This window comes from Pseudaeromonas aegiceratis (genome assembly GCF_046254905.1).
Classification (GTDB): domain Bacteria; phylum Pseudomonadota; class Gammaproteobacteria; order Enterobacterales; family Aeromonadaceae; genus Pseudaeromonas; species Pseudaeromonas aegiceratis.
Window position 1 is genome coordinate 721136 of sequence record NZ_CP158016.1, and the last position, 18824, is coordinate 739959.

Annotated in this window: 18 protein-coding genes; 10 read left to right on the forward strand and 8 right to left on the reverse strand. The window is 66.0% G+C overall.

Going from position 1 to position 18824, the window contains the following annotated elements; all coding sequences use genetic code 11:
- Nucleotides 1–13 precede the first annotated feature (13 nt).
- Nucleotides 14–358: a PTS fructose-like transporter subunit IIB gene (locus ABHF91_RS03605; protein WP_409422112.1), complete on the forward strand. Its 345-nt coding sequence runs from the start codon at nt 14–16 to the stop codon at nt 356–358.
- Here the strand turns inward: ABHF91_RS03605 and ABHF91_RS03610 are convergent.
- Nucleotides 355–1206 (reverse strand): helix-turn-helix transcriptional regulator, encoded by an 852-nt coding sequence (locus ABHF91_RS03610; RefSeq protein ID WP_409422113.1) that lies wholly within the window; start codon nt 1204–1206, stop codon nt 355–357. The two genes, ABHF91_RS03605 and ABHF91_RS03610, sit on opposite strands and share 4 nt — an antisense overlap.
- The gene (manA, locus tag ABHF91_RS03615; RefSeq protein WP_409422114.1) at nt 1203–2396 is read right to left on the reverse strand and encodes a mannose-6-phosphate isomerase, class I; all 1194 of its coding nucleotides are present in this window, start codon (nt 2394–2396) and stop codon (nt 1203–1205) included. The genes ABHF91_RS03610 and manA overlap by 4 nt, the downstream gene beginning before the upstream one ends.
- Nucleotides 2397–2695: 299 nt before the next feature.
- Between manA and ABHF91_RS03620 the strand changes: the two genes are divergently transcribed.
- The 3 genes from ABHF91_RS03620 (at nt 2696) to aqpZ (ending at nt 4518) form a co-directional block, all read left to right on the forward strand.
- Nucleotides 2696–3142 carry a hypothetical protein gene (locus ABHF91_RS03620; protein WP_409422115.1) on the forward strand — a complete coding sequence of 149 codons (447 nt, stop codon included), beginning with the start codon at nt 2696–2698 and terminating at the stop codon, nt 3140–3142.
- A 100-nt stretch (nt 3143–3242) separates the two neighbouring features.
- Nucleotides 3243–3641 (forward strand): VOC family protein, encoded by a 399-nt coding sequence (locus tag ABHF91_RS03625; protein WP_409422116.1) that lies wholly within the window; start codon nt 3243–3245, stop codon nt 3639–3641.
- Between the two features lie 166 nt (nt 3642–3807).
- Nucleotides 3808–4518 (forward strand): aquaporin Z, encoded by a 711-nt coding sequence (gene aqpZ, locus ABHF91_RS03630; protein WP_409422117.1) that lies wholly within the window; start codon nt 3808–3810, stop codon nt 4516–4518.
- A 54-nt stretch (nt 4519–4572) separates the two neighbouring features.
- On the opposite strand, the gene ABHF91_RS03635 is transcribed toward aqpZ, so the two are convergent.
- The gene (locus ABHF91_RS03635) at nt 4573–5661 is read right to left on the reverse strand and encodes a GNAT family N-acetyltransferase/peptidase C39 family protein (RefSeq protein ID WP_409422118.1); all 1089 of its coding nucleotides are present in this window, start codon (nt 5659–5661) and stop codon (nt 4573–4575) included.
- Nucleotides 5662–5964: 303 nt separating this feature from the next.
- Between ABHF91_RS03635 and ABHF91_RS03640 the strand changes: the two genes are divergently transcribed.
- On the forward strand, nt 5965–7434 hold the full coding sequence (locus ABHF91_RS03640) for a RimK family protein (protein WP_409422119.1): 1470 nt from the start codon (nt 5965–5967) through the stop codon (nt 7432–7434).
- A 12-nt stretch (nt 7435–7446) separates the two neighbouring features.
- Here the strand turns inward: ABHF91_RS03640 and ABHF91_RS03645 are convergent, their stop codons facing one another.
- Both ABHF91_RS03645 and ABHF91_RS03650 read right to left on the reverse strand, forming a co-directional pair.
- Nucleotides 7447–7644 (reverse strand): DUF4250 domain-containing protein, encoded by a 198-nt coding sequence (locus ABHF91_RS03645; protein WP_409422120.1) that lies wholly within the window; start codon nt 7642–7644, stop codon nt 7447–7449.
- A 36-nt stretch (nt 7645–7680) separates the two neighbouring features.
- Nucleotides 7681–8982 carry an NAD(P)/FAD-dependent oxidoreductase gene (locus ABHF91_RS03650; protein ID WP_409422121.1) on the reverse strand — a complete coding sequence of 434 codons (1302 nt, stop codon included), beginning with the start codon at nt 8980–8982 and terminating at the stop codon, nt 7681–7683.
- Nucleotides 8983–9111: 129 nt separating this feature from the next.
- Here ABHF91_RS03650 and ABHF91_RS03655 point away from each other — a divergent pair, with 129 nt between their 5' ends.
- Nucleotides 9112–10041, forward strand: a complete 930-nt coding sequence (locus ABHF91_RS03655) for a substrate-binding domain-containing protein (protein ID WP_409422122.1) — start codon at nt 9112–9114, stop codon at nt 10039–10041.
- 62 nt (nt 10042–10103) lie between these two features.
- Here the strand turns inward: ABHF91_RS03655 and ABHF91_RS03660 are convergent, their stop codons facing one another.
- Complete coding sequence (locus tag ABHF91_RS03660; RefSeq protein WP_409422123.1) at nt 10104–11705, reverse strand: alpha-amylase family glycosyl hydrolase; 1602 nt, start codon at nt 11703–11705, stop codon at nt 10104–10106.
- A 225-nt stretch (nt 11706–11930) separates the two neighbouring features.
- On the opposite strand from ABHF91_RS03660, the gene ABHF91_RS03665 reads away from it, so the two are divergent.
- Nucleotides 11931–13475, forward strand: coding sequence for an alkaline phosphatase (locus ABHF91_RS03665; RefSeq protein WP_409422124.1), 1545 nt, complete (start codon nt 11931–11933; stop codon nt 13473–13475).
- Nucleotides 13476–13556: 81 nt separating this feature from the next.
- On the forward strand, nt 13557–14102 hold the full coding sequence (locus ABHF91_RS03670) for a DUF1566 domain-containing protein (protein WP_409422125.1): 546 nt from the start codon (nt 13557–13559) through the stop codon (nt 14100–14102).
- Here ABHF91_RS03670 and ABHF91_RS03675 read toward each other — a convergent pair.
- Both ABHF91_RS03675 and ABHF91_RS03680 read right to left on the reverse strand, forming a co-directional pair.
- Nucleotides 14099–16717 (reverse strand): ATP-binding protein, encoded by a 2619-nt coding sequence (locus ABHF91_RS03675; protein WP_409422126.1) that lies wholly within the window; start codon nt 16715–16717, stop codon nt 14099–14101. The genes ABHF91_RS03670 and ABHF91_RS03675 overlap by 4 nt on opposite strands.
- A gap of 3 nt (nt 16718–16720) precedes the next feature.
- Nucleotides 16721–17839 carry a substrate-binding domain-containing protein gene (locus tag ABHF91_RS03680; protein ID WP_409422127.1) on the reverse strand — a complete coding sequence of 373 codons (1119 nt, stop codon included), beginning with the start codon at nt 17837–17839 and terminating at the stop codon, nt 16721–16723.
- Between the two features lie 267 nt (nt 17840–18106).
- Here ABHF91_RS03680 and ABHF91_RS03685 point away from each other — a divergent pair, with 267 nt between their 5' ends.
- Nucleotides 18107–18283 carry a Flp family type IVb pilin gene (locus ABHF91_RS03685; RefSeq protein ID WP_409422128.1) on the forward strand — a complete coding sequence of 59 codons (177 nt, stop codon included), beginning with the start codon at nt 18107–18109 and terminating at the stop codon, nt 18281–18283.
- A 21-nt stretch (nt 18284–18304) separates the two neighbouring features.
- Nucleotides 18305–18781, forward strand: a complete 477-nt coding sequence (locus ABHF91_RS03690) for a prepilin peptidase (protein WP_409422129.1) — start codon at nt 18305–18307, stop codon at nt 18779–18781.
- The last annotated feature ends 43 nt before the right edge of the window (nt 18782–18824 follow it).

An 18824-nucleotide genomic window follows, 5' to 3' on the forward strand; every position in this document is an offset into this window, starting at 1 on the left:
TGACGGAGACTGGATGACGCATAAGTTGGTGGCGGTAACCGCCTGTATCAGTGGGGTGGCTCACACCTATATGGCGGCGGAGCGGTTGGAGACCCTGTGCCAGCAGCTCAAGTGGCAGCTGAGCATAGAGACCCAGGGCGCCCTGGGGGTGGAAACGCCGCTGGCGCCGGATGCCATCGCCCAGGCGGATGTTGTGCTGTTGATCACGGACATCGAGATCGACGGCCTGGCGCGATTTGACGCCTTGCGCTGCGTGCAGGTCAGCACCAACCTGTTCCTGCGGGAGCCCAACCGGGTGATGAATGCGGTGCACAAGCTGATGGGCTCCCCCAGTCAGACCCGCCTGGTACTGGATTAACCCTCTCGCTCTTCCTTCAGGCTGTGGTAATGGCGCCGGTACTCCGACGGGGAGCGGGCGGTGCTTTTACGAAACAGCCGGCAAAAATAGTTGCTGTCCGCGAAGCCGCAGGCGGTGGCAATCTCCTTGATCTTCAGGTCGTACTCCTTGAGAAACGCCTTGGCATGCTCCAGCCGGGTGTAGTTGAGGTATTCGTTGAAGCCGAAGGGCCCCATCTTCTGAAACAGGTGGGACAGGTAGTTGGGGGAGACGTAAAACGCCTGGGCCACCGATTCCCGGGTCAGGGGCGCCGCATAGTGGCTGTCGATGTAGCCGCGCACCGCCTCGAACAGCGCCTGGCTCTTGGAGCGGGTGGTGATCTGGCTGCCCAGCAGATCGCAACAGTGGCTCAGCAGGCTCTGCACCACCAGGCGGGCGGTCTGCTGATCCTGGGGCTGGGTGCCGAGCTCGTTGAGGGTCTGCAGCAGGAAGGAGCCGATGCGCGGCCCGCGCCGGGCCACGTGCTGCTTGGCCAGGTTGTGCAGCTGCTGGCCATCCCACTGCAGCAGGCTGAAGCCCAGCTGCTGCTTGCCGAACAGTATGCTGAGGGTGCTGGCCGGTCCCTGCCACTGGGGGTCATTCCAGCGGTTGGCCGGCACGTACAGCACATCCCCGGCCGCTAGCCGGCTGGGTCCCTCGCCGCGGAACTGATCCTGCAGGCTGCCGGCGAGCAGGATCTCCAGCCGGGGGAAATCCACCCGGAAGGCCAGATCCGGCGCCTGGCTCTGATGCTCGGCGAAATGGACCTGGCCCAGGGGGGGCTCGCCGCCGAGCAACTGGCTCAGCAGCTGGCGGATATCCTGGCTCATCCGGCCTGATTGCCGGCCCGGGCGAAGCGGCCCTGGGCCTGTACCCGATAGGGGCCGGTGGCCGCCGGAATGAAGGCGGACTGACCCTTAGCCAGGGTGAGGGATTCATCTCCCTGGCTAAGGGTCAGGGGACCGTCGATGGCAAACAGCACCTCGGCGCTGGCGGTGGTCAGCCGATGGTCGCCCGTGGCGTAGACGCTGAAGGTGAAGTCCGGCACCGGCACCTCATAGTGCTGCACGCCATCTGCCTGGCGCGGCGCCAGCAAGATCTCGTCCGCCGGTTTGGCCTCGCAACGGGTACAGGACAGCAGTTCATCCACGTTGATGTGCTTGGGGGTCAGACCGGCCCGCAGCACGTTGTCCGAGTTGGCCATGATCTCAAGGCCGGTGCCGCGGATGTAGGCATGGGGGGTGCAGGCGTCCAGGTACATGGCCTGGCCGGGTTGCAGGGTCAGCACATTGAGCAGCAAGGGGGCAAACAGGCCCACATCGCCGGGGTAGAGACCGGCCAGATGGCGGATGAGGGCGAAGGTCTCTTCGTCCTGGTGGTCGGCGGCATAAGCCTGCAGCTCGCGCAAGGGGCACGCCTTCTGTTCGTCACTTAAGGTCAGCAGGGCCCGGAAGAAGTCGGACAGTCCCTCCGGGGTGGGGTTGGCCGCCAGCGTGGCCAGTTGTGGCTGCAGGCTGGTGAAGCCCACCCGGGCAAACAGCGCCTGGATGTCCGCCAGGGGGCGGAAGCCGTTCATTGCCTGGTAGGGGGTCAGGGCAAACACCAGTTCCGGCTTGTGGTTGTCATCCCGGTAGTTGCGGTTGGCGGCGTTGGCGGCCAGGCCCGCGGCGTTGTCCCGGGCGTAGCCCGCCTCGGCCTGGGCCTTGCTGGGATGAACCTGGATGGAGAGGGCCTTGTCGGCGCACAGCACCTTGAACAAAAACGGCAGGCTGCCGAAGCGCTGGGCGGTGGCGGCGCCCAGGGTGGCGACAGGATCCCGGGCGATGAGATCGGAAAGTCGGGTGGCCACGCCGTCACTGTCTACCTGGGCGCAGCCGTTGGGGTGGGCGCCCATCCACAGCTCGGCCTGGGGCTGCTGGTCGGGGTTGGCGATGCCGAACAGCTGGGTGAGGGCCTCGCGGCTGCCCCAATCGTAGTGCTGGATGGGATTGTTCATCAGGTAGAAGGCGCTGACGCTCATGGCGGTTTCCTTGAAAAAAATAACGATGCAGGTGATACGGTTGCCGGTGTGATTCAAGCAACTTGCCATAAGTTGCCAGTTTGTACACGCAACCCCTTGATCAGGATCAGCCCGGCGTCGTCTTGCTGTGCCAGTCGGCCAGACGCGCAAGGCTTCGGTCGAATCTATTTTGCCGGACAAGCCGGCCGACGCCCAGCCGCATTTTACCATCGCGACGGCGCCGGAGCGGCGTGCGGTCGCTTGCCCTGGGGCGGCGACGCTGGTATCCCTCTGTGTTGCGCTATTTTCAGGGAGTCATCATGTCGCAAACCCGTGTCTATCGTGCCCGCCTGATCAGCCAGGGGGATACCCTGAGCCTGCAACAGGGGGGCCAGACCTGCCTGCAGCTGTCCTGGTCCGCCATCGCCGCCTGGCTCAAGGATGAACCGGCCACCGATGATCAGCTGGAGCAGGCCATCGCCTTTATCGAGGATGAGCTGATGCCCCGCCTGCCGCCGGCTGCAGGGGGCCTGCTGGCCCTGCCGCCGGAGCTGTGGCAGACCCTGTTGGCGGTGAGCCCGGTGACCGAACTGCCCCTGCGCCTGGAGACGGTGGAGGGCTTGTTCAACCGGCTGGCGGAACTGGCCTGGGGACGCCCGGCCAGTCAAGTGGGGCTGCCGGTGGACCGGGAGTTTGCCAGCCGGCTGCTGCTGATCCGGGAGCTGCTGCACCACGGCGGCTTCGAAGGACTCTGCCTGGACGCCTGAGTGCGCCCCATGGGCTCATCCAGCATCGCAACCTGCGGGCGCCGTCACTGGACCCGCCACGGGTCTGGCGCATCATGATTTCATTTGCTCGGAGGCTGCCATGATCCCCTCTCACGCCATCTTGCGTATCGCCCGTCCCACGGACCAGCTCAGCGCCCTGGCGATCCAGTACTGTGACGGCCTGGGTTTTGTCCGCCTGGGGGCCTTTGCCGATCATCAGGGCTTTGACGGCATCCTGCTGGGCCATCCGCACCAGCCCTATCATCTGGAGTTCACCCATCAACGGGGTCACAAGGTGGGTCGGGCGCCGAGCCGGGATCACCTGCTGGTGTTTTACCTGCCCGAGCCGGCCCACTGGCAGGCCGCCTGCGAGGCCATGCTGGCCGCCGACTTCCTGGCGGTGCCGGCCTACAACCCCTACTGGGATGGTCTGGGACGCACCTTTGAGGACCTGGATGGCTATCGCGTCGTGCTGCAGCAGGCGGCGTGGGCCCGTTAGAACCCGTGTCTTTTATCTGTCAGGGCAGGGGCGTATCCTGGGGGCAGCCTGAGCTTCACTTGGTGCCGTTTGTGAGCCTGGCTGCCTGTGGTGTCACAGGTCGTTGCCCGGTGGTTGCCGCCTTAGGTACGGGTTCCCGTTTAAGCAAGACGAAAGGAACGCAACGATGAGAGCATATGGAGCAGAGTTTTTCGGGACCTTCTGGCTGGTGCTGGGGGGCTGTGGCAGCGCCGTGCTGGCGGCGGCCTTCCCCGCAGTGGGGATCGGCCTGCTGGGGGTCTCCCTGGCCTTCGGCCTGACGGTACTGACCATGGCGTTTGCCATCGGCCACATCTCCGGCTGTCACCTCAATCCGGCGGTGACCCTGGGGCTGTGTGTCGGCGGCCGCTTCCCGGCCAAGGAGGTGGTGCCCTATATGGTGGCCCAGGTGCTGGGGGGGCTGGCCGCCGGCGGCGTGCTCTACATCATCGCCAGCGGTCAGAGTGGCTTCGATCTGGCCGCTGGCTTTGCCTCCAACGGCTATGGCGATCACTCCCCGGGGGGCTATAGCCTGACCGCCGCCCTGGTGTGTGAGGTGGTGATGACCGCCATGTTCCTGCTGGTGATCATGGGGGCCACCGACCGCCGGGCGCCGCAGGGCTTCGCGCCTATCGCCATCGGCCTGTGCCTGACCCTGATCCACCTGATCTCCATTCCGGTGACCAACACCTCGGTGAACCCGGCCCGCAGTACCGGCGTGGCACTGTATGTGGGGGATTGGGCCACCGCCCAGCTGTGGCTGTTCTGGCTGGCCCCCTTGGTGGGGGGCGCCCTGGGGGCCCTGATCTACCGTGGCCTGGCGGGCGAGCAGCCGGAGGTCAAGCCGGTGAGTGCCTAGGCAGGGCGCACGCTGCACACCACAACGACGCCGGGCTTGCCCGGCGTTGCTGTTTTACTGGCCGGTCAGGGAGAGAGCGGCGCTGAAGCGCTCCTGGCCGTACTGCATCATGGCGGCGAAGTCGTCCCGCCGCACCGGCACCTGGATGGCGGAGGCCAGCCGATCCCGGCTGCTGTCCACGTCCGGGTCGTGGAAGAAGACAAACTGCTCGTCCAGCCCCACCAGCACCACCCAGTGGGGGGCCTTGTCACCGGTGAGCCGCCAGGTGCTGATGAGCACCAGCACAGGATGACCGGCGGCCAGCTCCTGGCCCAGCTCCGCCAGGCTGGCGCGGCCCAGGCGGATGTCCAGATCGGCCTCTTCGGCCTGCTGGGCGAAGTCCGCCTGCACCAGCTCCATCACCTGCCGCTTGTGGTCGCTGCGCACCCCGCGCAGGAAGGGCGTCTGGGTCTGGCTGACCCACAGGCGGGGCGTGAGGCCGCGGCGATGGGCCGCCAGGGCCAGCCCCAGGGCGGAGCAGCCGCCGTGGCCCGTGGTCATGAAGACGGTGGTGGCCTCGCGCCAGATCTGCACCTCCTCCCGCCGGCTGGGCACGAATCCCGGTGTGAGGGCACTGCGAGCCATCAGCAGGCTGGCGGGACCGCAGGTGAAGGGCAATGTCTGGGCGTAGTAGGGTACCGGCAGCAGGCTGGTGGGTTTGCCCGGCTGCAGCCGCTTCTCCAGCCGGATGCCGTCGGCGGCATCGTCGTAGTAGTGGGCCAGCAGGCGGATGGGGCGATAGCCCCGCTTGCGGTACAGGGCCCGGGCGCCGGCGTTGTCCTCCCGTACCTCCAGGCGCAGGGTCAGGTAGCCGCGCGCCAGCGCCTCCTGCTCACAGGCTTCCATCAGCTGGCCGGCCAGCCCTTGGCCGCGCAATTGGGTGGCGATGGCCAGGGAGTAGAGACGGGCCAGGTGGGTCCTGTGGTGAAACAGCACCAGGGCGTAACCGGCCAGCTGGCCGTCTTGTTGCAGCACCAGGGTACGGCTGTTGTCGCTCTTGATGAAACGGCGGAACTGGCGTCCGGATAATCTGTCGCCGGGGAAGGCGGTCTGCTCCAGGGCCAACAGGGCCGGCAGATCGTCAAGCTGCGCATCGCGGATCATAACGTCTCCAAACGATTCCCGATGAAACCCGCATAGGGGGGCGGAGGCTTGGCTGGCGTCGTCTGTCCGGGCGATGGTGAGGGGGCGGGGGCAAGGCGGGCGCGCAGGGCAGCCCAAACGAGTCGAATCATAGGCCCAAGCGCTTGACGGGTAAAGTGTGACAGGCATAGCATTTCGGCGGGCCACCTGCCTGTTGCACCTAACCGCTCTCTTATCTGCACAGACTCGTCTTACCCGGATCGTATCCGACCTCCCCATCTGTGTGCCGCGCCGGATATCCTTGCTAGTCAACTTGGAGTCATCATGGCCAAGTTTCTTATCGTGACCGAAGAAAAATCGGATTGGGCTGCCTACTTCCCCTCGGAAAGCGTCGTTAGCGTGGGCGACTACCTCGACCATCGCAGCGACGCCGCCGCCCGCAACACTCAAGTCATCAATCTGTGCCGCAACTACGATTATCAAAGCCTGGGCTACTACTGCACCCTGCTGGCCGAAGCCCGCGGCCACCGCATCTTGCCTACCCTGCGCACCATCAATGAACTCTCCAGCAAAGAATTCCAATTGATGGTGCTGGGGGGCATGAACGAGGCGCTGGATCAGGCTTTCGCCGGCAGCCCGCAAGGCACAGTCACCCAGCTGTTCTACTTCGGCCAGAGCGAGGTGCCCGCCCTGCAGAAGCTGGCCCGCGCCCTGTTCGAGCAATACCCCTTGCCGGTGATGCAGGTGACCTTCCGCCACCAGCGCCAGGGCTGGCAGGTGGCCGGCGTGGCGCCCTATCCCTTCCAGCAGCTGGAAAACGGCCAGCAGGACAGCTTCGCCGCCGCCCTGGAGCGCTTCTCCCGCAAGATCTGGCGCCAGAGCAGCCCCCATCGCAAGTATCGCTACGACCTGGCCATCCTCATCGACCGGGAGGAGCAGCTGCCGCCCTCCAACCTGATGGCCATCAAGCGCTTCATCCGCGCCGGTCAGCGGCTGGGCATCAAGGTGGATCTCATCGACAAGGATCAGCTGGGCCGGCTGGGGGAATATGACGCCCTGTTTATCCGCGCCACCACCAACATCGACAACTACACCTATCAGTTCGCCCGCCGGGCGGAGAAGCTGGGGCTGGTGGTGATCGACGATCCCGCCTCCATCATGTACTGCACCAACAAGGTCTATCTGGCGGAGCTGCTGGAGAAGCACAAGGTGCCCACCCCCAAGACCCGGGTGATCCGCGCCGGTGAGGCCGATTGGGCGGCCAAGACGGTGGCGGCCCTGGGACTGCCCTGCGTGCTCAAGCTTCCGGACGGCTCCTTCTCCCGCGGGGTGCACAAGGTGGACAGCCTGGAGGCGCTGGAGGCGAAGGCCCGGGAGATGATGCAGAGCTCCTCCCTGATCCTGGCCCAGGAGTTCATGTACACCGAGTTCGACTGGCGCATCGGCGTGCTGGATCACCAGCCGCTGTTTGCCTGCAAGTACTACATGAGCCGGGGGCACTGGCAGATCTACCAGCACCAGGAGGGCGGCAACTTCAACGCCGGCGGCTGGGAGACCCTGGATGTGCTGGCGGTACCGCGCTGCGTGCGGGAGACGGCCCTGAAGGCGGCCAACCTCATCGGCGATGGCCTGTACGGCGTGGACATCAAGCAGAAGGGCAACAAGGCCTACGTGATTGAGATCAACGACAACCCCAACATAGACCGTGGGGTGGAAGACCACGTGATGGGGGATCTGATCTACGAGCGGGTGATGACGGAATTCTTGCGGCGGATGCAACAGCGGGGGCTTTAGGCCCCCGCGTTTTTACGCCTCGCGAAACTGCTTGAGCTCGGCCTGGTAGTGAAAGCCGTCCTCGGCCAGCTTGGCCTGCAGCTCGCTGGCCTGGATGTCGTGGTAGCGGCACAGATCCGCCAGATCCGCGAAATGATCCCGCAGCTGGGTGTTCACCAGGCTCACCAGCATGGCGCCGGGCAGGGCGGAAAAACGGCTCAGGGAAAACATGGCGCCTCCTAGGGGCTTGGGTGACGTGAGCCGCCACTATAGCGAAGTTTTATCCGTCCGGTCAGCCGCCTGCTCCAGTTTGTCGATACCCAGGTACTTGAGCACCAACCGCTCGTACAGGGGCTCGGTCTCGCCGTGCTGCATCTTGCGCAGGAAGTATTTCTCGAAGGCCACCTTGGCCAGGTGAACCCACTTGCCCTCGGCAAACCAGGCCACGTTGCGCGGCGGCAGTTGAGGGATGGCCACGAAGGCGGCGCCCGTGTTGCCCATGTCCGCCAGACAGATGGCGTTCCAGCTGGCCTTGGCCTGGGGTGTCTGTCCCTGCAGCTCGGCCTGGATGTTGAGGGTGATGGCCCGCACCATGGACTCGATCATGTAGCCGGTCTTGGGCACGCCGGTGGGGACCGGGGTGGCCACCGGCGGCGCTATGGCGATGCAGACCCCGGCGGCGTAGATATTGGGGTAGGTGGGGTTGCGCTGTTGGTCGTCCACCAGCACGAAGCCCCTGGGATTCACCAGGCCTTCGATGCCCCGCAGGGGGGTTATGCCGCGAAAGGCCGGCAGCAGCATGGCATGGCGATAGGGCAGGGCATGCTGGCGCTTGAGCTGACCCAGATCATCCAACTCGTCCACCAGCACCTGACCGTCCTGCAGCGCCCGGGTCTTGGCGTTGCAGATCCAGGGGATGTCCCGCTCCCGCAGGGCCTTCTCCAGCAGCCCCTTGGAGTCGCCGACCCCGCCCAGCCCCAGGTGGCCGATATAGGGCTCGCTGGTGACGAAGGTGAGGGGCACGGCCTTGCGCAGCTTGTGGTCCCGCAGGTGCTTGTCGAGGATGAAGGCATATTCATAGGCCGGGCCGAAGCAGGAGGCGCCGGGCAGGGCTCCCACCACCACGGGCCCGGGTTGGGCCAGCAGCTGCGCTACGGTGGCCTGGCAGTCCTCGGCATGGGGCAGGGTGCAGACGCTGCTGCTGCCGGCCTCCGGCCCGGCGCCGGGCAGCTCGTCGAAGGCCAGCTCGGGGCCGGTGCACAGCACCAGGTAGTCGTAGCCGTGCTCACTGCCATCGGCCAGGGTGACCTGACGGGCCTTGGGATCCAGCCGGACCAGCCCTTGGGGGATGAAGTCGATGCCCTTTTTGGCTACCTGGGGGGCGATGGGGAGGGAGACCTGGTCGCGCTTGCGCCAGGCCACAGCTACCCAGGGATTGGAGGGGGTGAAGTCGAAGCTGGGCTTGTCGCTGATGAGGACCACCCTATGGGCCGAACCCAGGGTGGCCTTGAGTTCGTAGGCGGCGGAGAGGCCGCCGAGGCCGGCGCCGATGACCATGATGGTTGCCATAGTTCCCCCTTATGCTGACCCGCTGTGGGTGACACTCTTTGCTAACTATAGACCCGGTTGCCTCCGTCCTTGGCTGGCGTTGGTCTCGGTGCATTACACTTAGCCCAGCGAATGGCCGAAGGGGGCGCTATGGGGCGGATCTGGCGGTACGGGCTCTGGTGCGGCCTGTTGTTATGGTGGTGCAGCGGCGCCGTGCTGGCCGACTGTGTCGGCCTGGTGGCGGGGGCCGGTGGCAAGCGTTTCTGGAGCGAGGTGGTGCTGGGGGCCAAGCTGGCCGGCCAGGATCTGGGGGTGCGGGTACATGCCCTGACCCCCATGGACGAAGAGGACGACACCCAGCGGGAGGCCATCAACCGTCTGGTGGCCATGGGCTGTCAGGGGCTGGTCATCGCCCCCAGCTCAACGGCGCGCGAGGCGCATGTGGCCCTGTTGCGCAAGCAGGGCATCACCACCTTGTACCTGGACCGGGATCTGCCCGGTGAACGGGTGGCGGTGGTGGCCACCGACAATGGGGCGGCCGGCGAGCTGGCCGCTCTGCGTCTGGGCCAGGCCCTGGGAGGCCATGGCCGTGTGCTGCTGGTGCGGCTCAAGCCCGGCATCCCCAGCACGGACGCCCGGGAGCTGGGGTTTGCCCGGGGGGCGCGGGAGGCGGGCCTGCAGCTGAGCTATTCCCCCTACTTGGGATTGGGGGTGGGGGAGGCGCGCAGCGTCTTGCACCATTTCCTGCGGGAGGCGGGGCCGTTCGACGGCATCTTCTCGGTCAACGAGTCCACCACCATGGCGGTGGCGGTGGTGTTGCGGGAGCTGGCCCTGAGTCCGGCGCCCGTGCATATCGGCTTCGATCTGGATCCCCTGCTGGCCCAGGCGATCCGGGACCGGCGCCTGTATGGCGTCATGGTGCAGCAACCCAGGCAGCTGGGCTATCTGGCGGTGCAGCGGCTGGTGGGGGTGCTGCGGGGGCAGACGGTGGAGGAGCATCAGCTGATCCCGGCGCGCTTCGTCGACCTGGAGGCGCTGGCCAGGCCGGAACTGGCCGCCATGATCGCCAACCAGGAGTAGCGGTTCTCTCATGCAACAATAAGGCGCCATCTGGCGCCTTATTGTTGTCGGCGGCGGGGGAGTTACAGGCGGTAGATGGCCATCCCCTGGGCCGGCAGACTCAGCTGCAGGGTCTGGCCCGCACTCAGGGTCCCCTGGCCCAGCAGGCGTTGTGGGGCTTCGCTCTTGAGGGGCAGGCTGAGGGCTTGGGCCTGGTGGCTGTAGTTCAGCAGCACCAGCACGCGCTCATCTCCGGCCTGACGCAGGTAGGCCAGCACCGGACCCTCGGCCAGCAGCTGCAGATCCCCTTCCCGCAGGGCCGGATGGGCCTTGCGCAGGGCGATCAGCCGCTGATAGTGGTGCCAGAGCGAGTCGGGTTCGGCCTGCTGCTCCGCCGCGTTATAGTCGGCCTGGTTGTCGGCCGGCGCGCGAAACGGCGTGACGGTGCTGAAGCCGCCGTCGGCCTGCCAGCTCATGGGCGCCCGCAGCCCCCAGTCGCCGCCATTGCCCCGGCTGGTGCCCATGCCGATCTCCTCGCCGTAATAGATAAATGGCTGCCCCGGCAGGGTCAGCTGGGTGGCCACCGCCAGCCGGTAGGCCGCCTCGTCGCCGCCCAGGTCTTCTATCAGCCGCTCGCCGGCGTAGCTGTCGTGGCTGCCCAGCACCAGCCCCATCTGCTGCAGAGGATAGCGTTGGAGGATCTGGATCAGCTTGTCGGTGGCGGCGCCCTGTTTCACCGAGGCCCGCACCTGCTCGTTGAAGCCGAAGGCGAAGGCGGAACCACAGGCGTCATCCTGTGCGGCACCCACGGGATCGGCGGGCTCCTCGCAGACCATGAAGTTGCCCGGATAGCTGTGCACCAGGGTCTGCAGATCCTTGAGGATCGGCTTGTTCTCCGGTTGGGATTCGTAGGCCTTGGGGCCATTTTCCACGAGCTGGCCCACCGCATCGAAGCGGAAGCCATCCACCCCCTGGTTCATCCAGTAGCGCAGGTTGTCGTGGTGGAAGGCCAGCACCTGGGGATTGCGCAGGTTGAAATCGGGCATGCCGCTCCAGAACACCCCGTAGTAGTAGTTCTTGCCGGGGCGGACCCGGTGCCAGGTCTCGCTCTGATCCCAGTTGTACCACTGGGGATCATGGTCGGCCCAGATATACCAGTCGCGCTTGCCGTTGCGGTTGGCCTTGGAGTCCAGAAACAGGGGGTTGGCATCGGAGCTGTGGTTGATGACGTAGTCCATGATGACCCCCATGCCCCGGGCGTGGGCCGCGTCCAGCAGGGCCTTAAAGTCGGCCCGGCTGCCATAATCGGCCTCCACATCCCGGTAATCCACCACGGCATAGCCGTGGTCCCGGTCCTGGCTCTGGTTCACCGGCATCAGCCACAGGCCCTGTACCCCCAGGGCCTGCAGGTAGTCCAGCCGGCTGATGAGGCCGCGAAAATCGCCGATGCCATCGCCGTTGCTGTCCTGGTAGCCCCGCACGTAGATCTCCATGAAGACGGCGCCCCGAGCCCAGTCGGCGGGCAGGGGCCGGGCCGGGATCTGCTGCGCCACCGGGTTCAGGTCCAGCTGGCTGGAGTCGAGCTTGGCCGGTGGCGCCGGCGGAGCCACGAAGGGGGCGGCAGGTGGGGTGGGGCTGGCACAGCCGGCCAGGGCCAGCATGAGGGCGAGGGGCAGAAGGCGCATGGGGTGGGATCTCATCTTGGTCGGGTCGGGGGCCTGAGCATACAGGTTGGCGCGCCCCTTAGCCGGCTGGGGCGGCAGCAACCCGAGCTGGCTCACAAAGGGACGGCGAAAAATGGAAAAAATATGCACCATTTGAATCCATAAAACTGACGCGCAATCATCATGGCACTGTCATGCGGCCTGGGTACCGTCTAGGCACTTCTAACGGGCATGGAGATGCTGATTATGTTGATTCAAAAGGAAAAATATAAAAAAACTACCCTGGTTGCCGCCGCCGTGCTGGCCGCCATGACGCTGTCGGCCTGTAATGACAGCAACGACAGCACCACGGCGGCGCGCAGCAGCAGCAAGCCGAAGAACATCATACTGATGATCAGCGATGGTGCCAGCTGGAACACCTGGGAGATGGGCGCCGAATGGCAGGCTGGGGTCAGTGCCAATGCCCTGCCGGCCTATGCCGACATGGACGTGCGCCTGGGGATGACCACCTATCCGCTGACCACCAGCAGCAGCCCCACCAACGACGCCAACGGCGACGGCCTCAGCTACGATGCCGACAAGGCCTGGGACGAAAGCGCCGCCGAGGTGGATGCATCTGACAGCTATCAGACCGCCATCGCCGGCTATCAGTATCTGAAGTCCAACTTCACCGACTCCGCCGCCGCCGGCACCGCCCTGTCCACCGGCCAGAAGACCTACAACAACGCCATCAACTACGACAACCTGGGTCAGCCGCTGAGCTACATCACCCAGTTGGCCAAGGCCGCGGGCAAGACCACAGGCGTGGTGACCACGGTACAGCTTTCCCATGCCACGCCGGCCACCTTCGCCGCCCAGAATATCAGCCGCAAGAACATGACCGCCATCGCCCAGGACATGCTGACCAACGGCAACGTGGATCTGCTGATGGGCACCGGCAACCCGGGCTACGATGGCAACGGCAGCGACATGAGTGCCCTGAGTGACGAGGAGTGCGCCGCCACCTATGCCTGCTACACCCCCTACGACACCATAGGCCAGACCGAGTGGACCGAGCTGAAGGCCGGTGAGCTGATCCCCAGCGGCGCCAGCACCCCCTGGACCCTGATCGAAAGCAAGGCCAGCTTCGAGGCCCTGGCCAACGGCAGCCTGAGCGTGAGCGGTCCCCTGGTGGGCATTCCCAAGGTGCGCTGGACCCTGCAGCAGGGCCGGGAGGCGAGCGTGCTGGGGGCGGACGCCAGCCAGCCCAGCGGCGTCAAGAAGATCGCCACCGTGCCGGATCTGGCCACCATGACCCAGGGTGCCCTCAACTACCTGGGCCAGGGGGAGAGCGGTTTCTTCCTGATGGTGGAAGGCGGCGCTGTGGACTGGGCGGCCCACGCCAACCAGGCGGATCGCATGGTGGAGGAGCAGGTGGACTTCAACCAGGCCCTGCAGGCGGTGGAAGAGTGGGTGGCGGCCAACAGCAGCTGGGACGAGACCCTGCTCATCGTCACCACCGACCATGGCAACGCCCTGCCCCTGGGGATGGACTCCGACAGCGTGCCCTACCAGAGCCTGACCTTCAACGGTGCCGCGGCGCTGCCGGCGGTGCGCTTCTGGAGCGGCAACCACACCAACGAGCTGGTGCGCCTGTGGGCCCGCGGCCAGGGCAGCGAGGCCTTCAGCAGCCTGGTGCGCGGTCAGGATGCCACCTTCGCCAGCAAGGTGGGGCAGAACGACGAGGGTGACTACGTGGACAACACGGATGTCTTTACCGTGATGCAGGCGGCCCTGCCCAGCGACGAATAAGCCCGACGAACATCCAGGGCGATCCTCGGGATCGCCCTTTTTCATTGGGGTAGCAGAAAAAAGCATAAGAGGATTATTGGGATGCAGGATAAGCAGGGTGCGCCTAAATGGTGGCGCGGGTTGTTGCTGTTGTGGTGGCTGTGGGGACCTGGCTTAGCCCTGGCCGGCCAGATCTGTCAGACGGGGCTGGCCCAGCAGGCGGTGGACGCCCGCTGGCAGCGCCAGGATGTCCAGACGGTACTGGATAAGCAGACCGGCCTGGTGTGGCAGGCCTGCGGCTGGGGGCTGACCGGTGCGGCGTGCCAGCAGGGCCAGCTGCAGCGGCTGACCTGGCCCCAGGCCCAGGAGCTGGTCTATCGCCTGAACCAGCAGGCCTGGGGCGGTGCCAACCGTTGGCGGCTGCCCTCGATGGCGGAGTTGACCAGCCTGGTGCGCGGCGGTTGCCTGCGGCCCAGCATCGATCTGCGGGTCTTCCCCAACACCCCGTCCCTCTGGTTCTGGAGTGACGGCGGTGAGGCCGAGACCGGTGCCGATCGGGCCTATTTGGACTTCACCACCGGCTGGCCCGGGGTGGATGATCCGCAACTGGCCAATGCCGTGCGCCTGGTGCGGTCGCCGGCCCCCTAGTCCCGCTGCAGCCAGTGGGCCAGGCGGCGGGCCAACTCCTCCCGTCGGAAGGGTTTGGCCAGGAAGTCATCCATGCCGGCCGCCTGGCACTTGGCCCGTTCCTGGGGCAGATCGTTGGCGGTCATGGCGATGATGGGCAGCCGTCGCCCCTGGAGCGGTTGGCTCAGGCGGATGCGCCGGGTGGCGTCATAGCCGTTCAACACCGGCATCTGGCAATCCATCAGAATGACATCGAAGGACTCGCTCAGGGTCTTCTGTAGCGCCACCTCGCCGTTCTGCGCCAGGCTGACCCGGCAGCCCAGCTTCTTCAGCATCAGCAGGGCCACCTGCTGGTTCACCCGGTTGTCTTCCACCAGCAGCACATGGGGATCCCCCAGATCCGGCAGCGGCTCCTCGGCGGCCGGCGGCGCGGCGGGGCTGTTCGGCGGGGGCAGATCCTCTGCCGGCGCTTGCGGTAGCGGACCGACCAAGGCCGGCGTGGGGGCCTGGGCCGGGAGCGGCTGGCTGGCCAGCAGCAGCGGCACCTGGACGGTAAAGCTGCTGCCAACCCCCTGGCGGCTGCTGAGCTGTATGCTGCCGTCCATCATGTCCAGCAGCCGCCGGCAGATGGCCAGGCCCAGTCCGGTGCCACCATAGTGTCGGGTGGTGGAGGCGTCCGCCTGCTGGAAGGCCTGGAACAGGTTGCGTTGGGCCTCGGGGGGGATGCCGATGCCGCTGTCGCTGACGGTCAGCTCCAGCTGCACCTTGTCGGCCTGCCGCGCCAGCAGCCGGGCCCGCAGCCGTACCTGCCCCCGCTCGGTAAACTTGATGCCGTTGCCGATGAGGTTGATGAGGATCTGGCGCAGGCGGCCGGCATCCCCCACCAGGTTTTCGGGCAGATCCGGTGCCATCTGCAACTCCAGTTGCAGGCCGGCCTTCTGCTCCGCCAGGGGCGCCAGCTGGCGGATCACCCCCTGGAGCAGGCGGGGCAGGTGGAAGGGCTCTGGGCTCAGGATCAGCTTGTCCGCCTCTATCTTGGAGAAGTCCAGTATGTCGTTGATGATGGTCAGCAGCGCCTGACCCGACTCCGTGATGGTCTGGGCGTATTCCCGGGCGGTAGCGGTCAAGGGGCCGTCCTGCAGCAGGTGGGCCATGCCCAGAATGCCGTTGAGCGGCGTGCGGATCTCGTGGGTGACGGTGGCCAGGAACTCCGACTTGGTGCGGGTGGCCGCTTCCGCCGCCTGGCGGGCCAGCAGACTCTCACGCTGGGCCTGCTTCAGGGCGGTGACGTCCAGGCCCTGGGCGATGACCGCCGTGACCTTGTCGCCGATGCGCACCGGCGCCATGTTCCAGATCAGCAGGCGGCCGTTGGGGTATTGCAGCTCCACCCCGGCACAGACCTGCCCCTGGGCGCTGGACTCCAGGGTATTTCTGGCTTCGTCTGGGAACAGCTTGAACACCGGCTCCCCCGGCTGGGCGCTCAGCCCAATCAGGCGGCTGGCGGCGGCGTTGCACTGTTGCACCTGCAGCCGGGCATTCCAGACGATGATGGGGGAGAAGGCGAATTCCAACAGATCCTGAAAGTAGTGCTCCTTCTCCTTCTGGCGCTGCACCATCAGGCTCAGTGCCTGACCCAGCTCGTTGTATTCCGCGATACTGCCGGGCACGAAGGGCGGCGGCTCCTCGTCGGCACTCACCTCCCGGCTCCACTTCACCAGGCGGCGCAGGGGCAGCAGTGTGTACTGGTGCAGGTGCAGCAGCAGCATCCAGCTGGCGGCCAGGATCAGCAGCAGCACGATCCCCGTGCCGTGCAGGTATTGTTCCTGCAGGCGCGGTGTGGCGCGGTTTTCCGCTACGGCCACCAGGGTCAGGGCTGAGGCTTGGTCATCCAGACTCAAGGCCTGGCGACTGGCCAGCAGGTGTTCGCCCAAAGGCTGCAGCCCCTCCCTGACCGGCAGCTTGGCCAGGCTGGCTGCCAGAGACGTGCCGGGCGGCAGGGTGGAGAGCAGCGGTTCGCCGCGATACTCCAGGCTGAGGGCCTGCAGCTGGGACTCCCGCCGTAGGCCTTGCAGCAGTTCCAGGTTGTCGCTCAGCACCAGGGCGCCATACAGGCTGGCTAGCACCTGGCCCGAGTGTGGCGCCACCAGGGGAACATGGCGCAGCAGCAGCACCAGGGGGAGGGCCGAGTCACGGGGCAGGATGGCCAGGTACCAATGGTGACCTTGGCCGACCGGGTCGATCAGGCTCGGCAGGCTGCCGGCGGGGACGAAAAAGTCGGTGGCGGCATTCTGCCAGTAAAGGGTCTTGTCCTGAGCGATGAACAGGAAGTCCAGATCCTGGCTTTCCTCCTCCAGTGCCAGGGGCCGCTGCCAACCGTCCTGGCCATAGCTGAGCGCCAGCCGGCTGGCCAGGCTGTCCAGCCGCTGGGCCAGGTGGTTCAGGCGGTGATTCATGGCCAGCTGCAGGGTGTGGTGGCTCTGGGTCAGGCGCTGTTCCATCTGGGTGTCGATGGCCTGGCGGGCATAGCGGTAGGTCTGGAACACCAGGATGGCAGTGACCAGCAACAGGGTCACGGTCAATCCCAGCAGCAGCACGCTGGAGAGGGGGCGCTGTTTCGGGGGGCGGGATGGCGGCATCGACTACTCCTGTTCCATGTCTGAGTAACGGAAGGCGCGCTCCTGCAGGCCTTGTAGCACCGTCTTGGGCGTCTCTTGGGTGATGAGCACCAGATCCCCGTCAAACACCCGGGGCAAGGGCAGCCCCTGCAGATCCCGCTGTATGGCTTCGGCCACCGCCACGCCCGTGTCGTCGTTGATGCGCATCACGGTGGCGGCCAACTCGCCCCGGGCCAGGGCCGCCAGCTCCTGGGAGCCACCTCCCCAGCCGTTGACCTGTACCCGGCCCAGCAACCCCTTCTGCTTGACGGCATCCAGGGCCCCCAGGGCGGTGTCGGTGGCACAGGCAAACAGCAGATCCAGCTGGGGATACTGCTCCAGGGCCGAGAGGGCTGCCTGACGGGCCGAGGCCCGATCCGAGCGGGTGTAGAAGGCCAAGCGCAATCGGCTGTTGGGCTGTTGCTCCATCTGCTCGATAAAGGTATCGCCCCGGGCGGTACTCACGTAACCCGGGCGGCGGTAGAGCATGGCGAAGTCGAACTGCGGGCGGTTGGCGGCCTGGCGGCGAAAGTAGTCGGCCAGCAGGCGGCTGCCCCGCTGGTGATCGAAGCCCACGTAGAGCAAGGGGGGGCGCGCCTCCCAGTCCCTCAAGGGGGTGGTGATGTTTTGCAGTATCACCTTGGGTCTGGGGCGGTTGAGCAACCTGGCGATGTACTTGTGCTGAACCTGAGAGTCAAGCGTGTAGATCAGGTAATCGGGATCTGCGGCCAGGGCCGCCACCAGCTGTTGGGTCTGCTGGCGTTCATCCTGCTCCGGGACTCGATCGTAGGCCAGTAGCTGGTAGTTGAGGCCCAGCAGGCGCAGGCGGGTTTCCAGGGCCTGCCGATTGCGGCGCCAGTAGTCGGAGACTTGTCCCCCTGGGCTCAGGAGGGCGATACGGACCGGCTGGTCCTGTTGCAGGTGCGCCGGTTGTGGCGCGTTGCGCACCAGGCGCTTGAGGGTTTGGCTGGCCGCCGCCTGTTCGGGGTGGGCAACCAGGTATTGGTCCAGGCGCCAGTAGGCATCCAGCTCGTCCGCGGCCGCCGGCGACAGACATAACCATAGCCACCACACTCCGGCCAGCCAGGCCAGTCGTCGCCCCATTGCCACTCCTTGTCACCCCGTCGACGGGTCCATTACACACCGGATTCGGTCGAATCATTGTAGAGCATTCCCCCGCCGGGGAACATGCAGGCATGTCCACGCGGCCACATCTGTCAAGAAAGATCACTTTTTTGCAACAAACTGTTAACGGATGAAATCTTGACTACGGTTGTTCTAGGGTCGGCGTCACCCAGTCGGGAGCCGGGCCGGGAAGGCCGACAGGATGTCAACCACCTGCCGGGCACAAACCAGAGTGTGGAGGTCGATATGAACAAGCTGACAAACATGATGCGTGGGTTCTGGCAAGACGAGGAAGGGCTCACCACGGTGGAATACGCGGTGGCGGGGACCCTGGTGGCCCTGGCGGTGGTGACGGCGTTTACCGATCTGGGGACCGCGGTCGGGACGTCAATCAATAACTTGGTCACCGCCATCAGTGGTTAACTCCCCTTGTCTGAGCAGCCGATGAATATCCTGCTATTGGCCGCCCTCTGCTATGGCGCCCTGGTGGATATCCAGACCCAGCGCATCCCCAACGCCCTGGTGCTGGCCCTGCTGGGGTTGGCCCTGTTGCAGCAGATCCCGGGGGTGCCGCTGGCCGGACCCAGCCTCGCCAGCGCCCTGGCGGGGCTGGGGCTGGGGCTGGCCCTGAACCTGCCCTGTTACGCCTTTGGCCTGATGGGCGCCGGGGATGCCAAGCTGCTGGCCGCCTGCGGTGCCGTGCTGGGCTGGAGCGGGTTTATCTGGCTGCAGCTGGCCAGCTGGCTGTTTCTCGGCGTGCTTAGCCTGCTGTGGCTGCTGAGTCACGGCCAGTTGCAACGGCTGTTCTGGCACCGGCGTCATTCCGCCACGGCGGCGGCTGAACTCAAGGCCGAGACGGTGCGCCTGCCCTTTGGCGGTGCCCTCTTCTTGGCGGCCCTAGTCCAGCAGTTCTACGGTTAAATCACGCTGCCCCGGCCGGTTGGCCGGACCGGCAGGCAAGGAG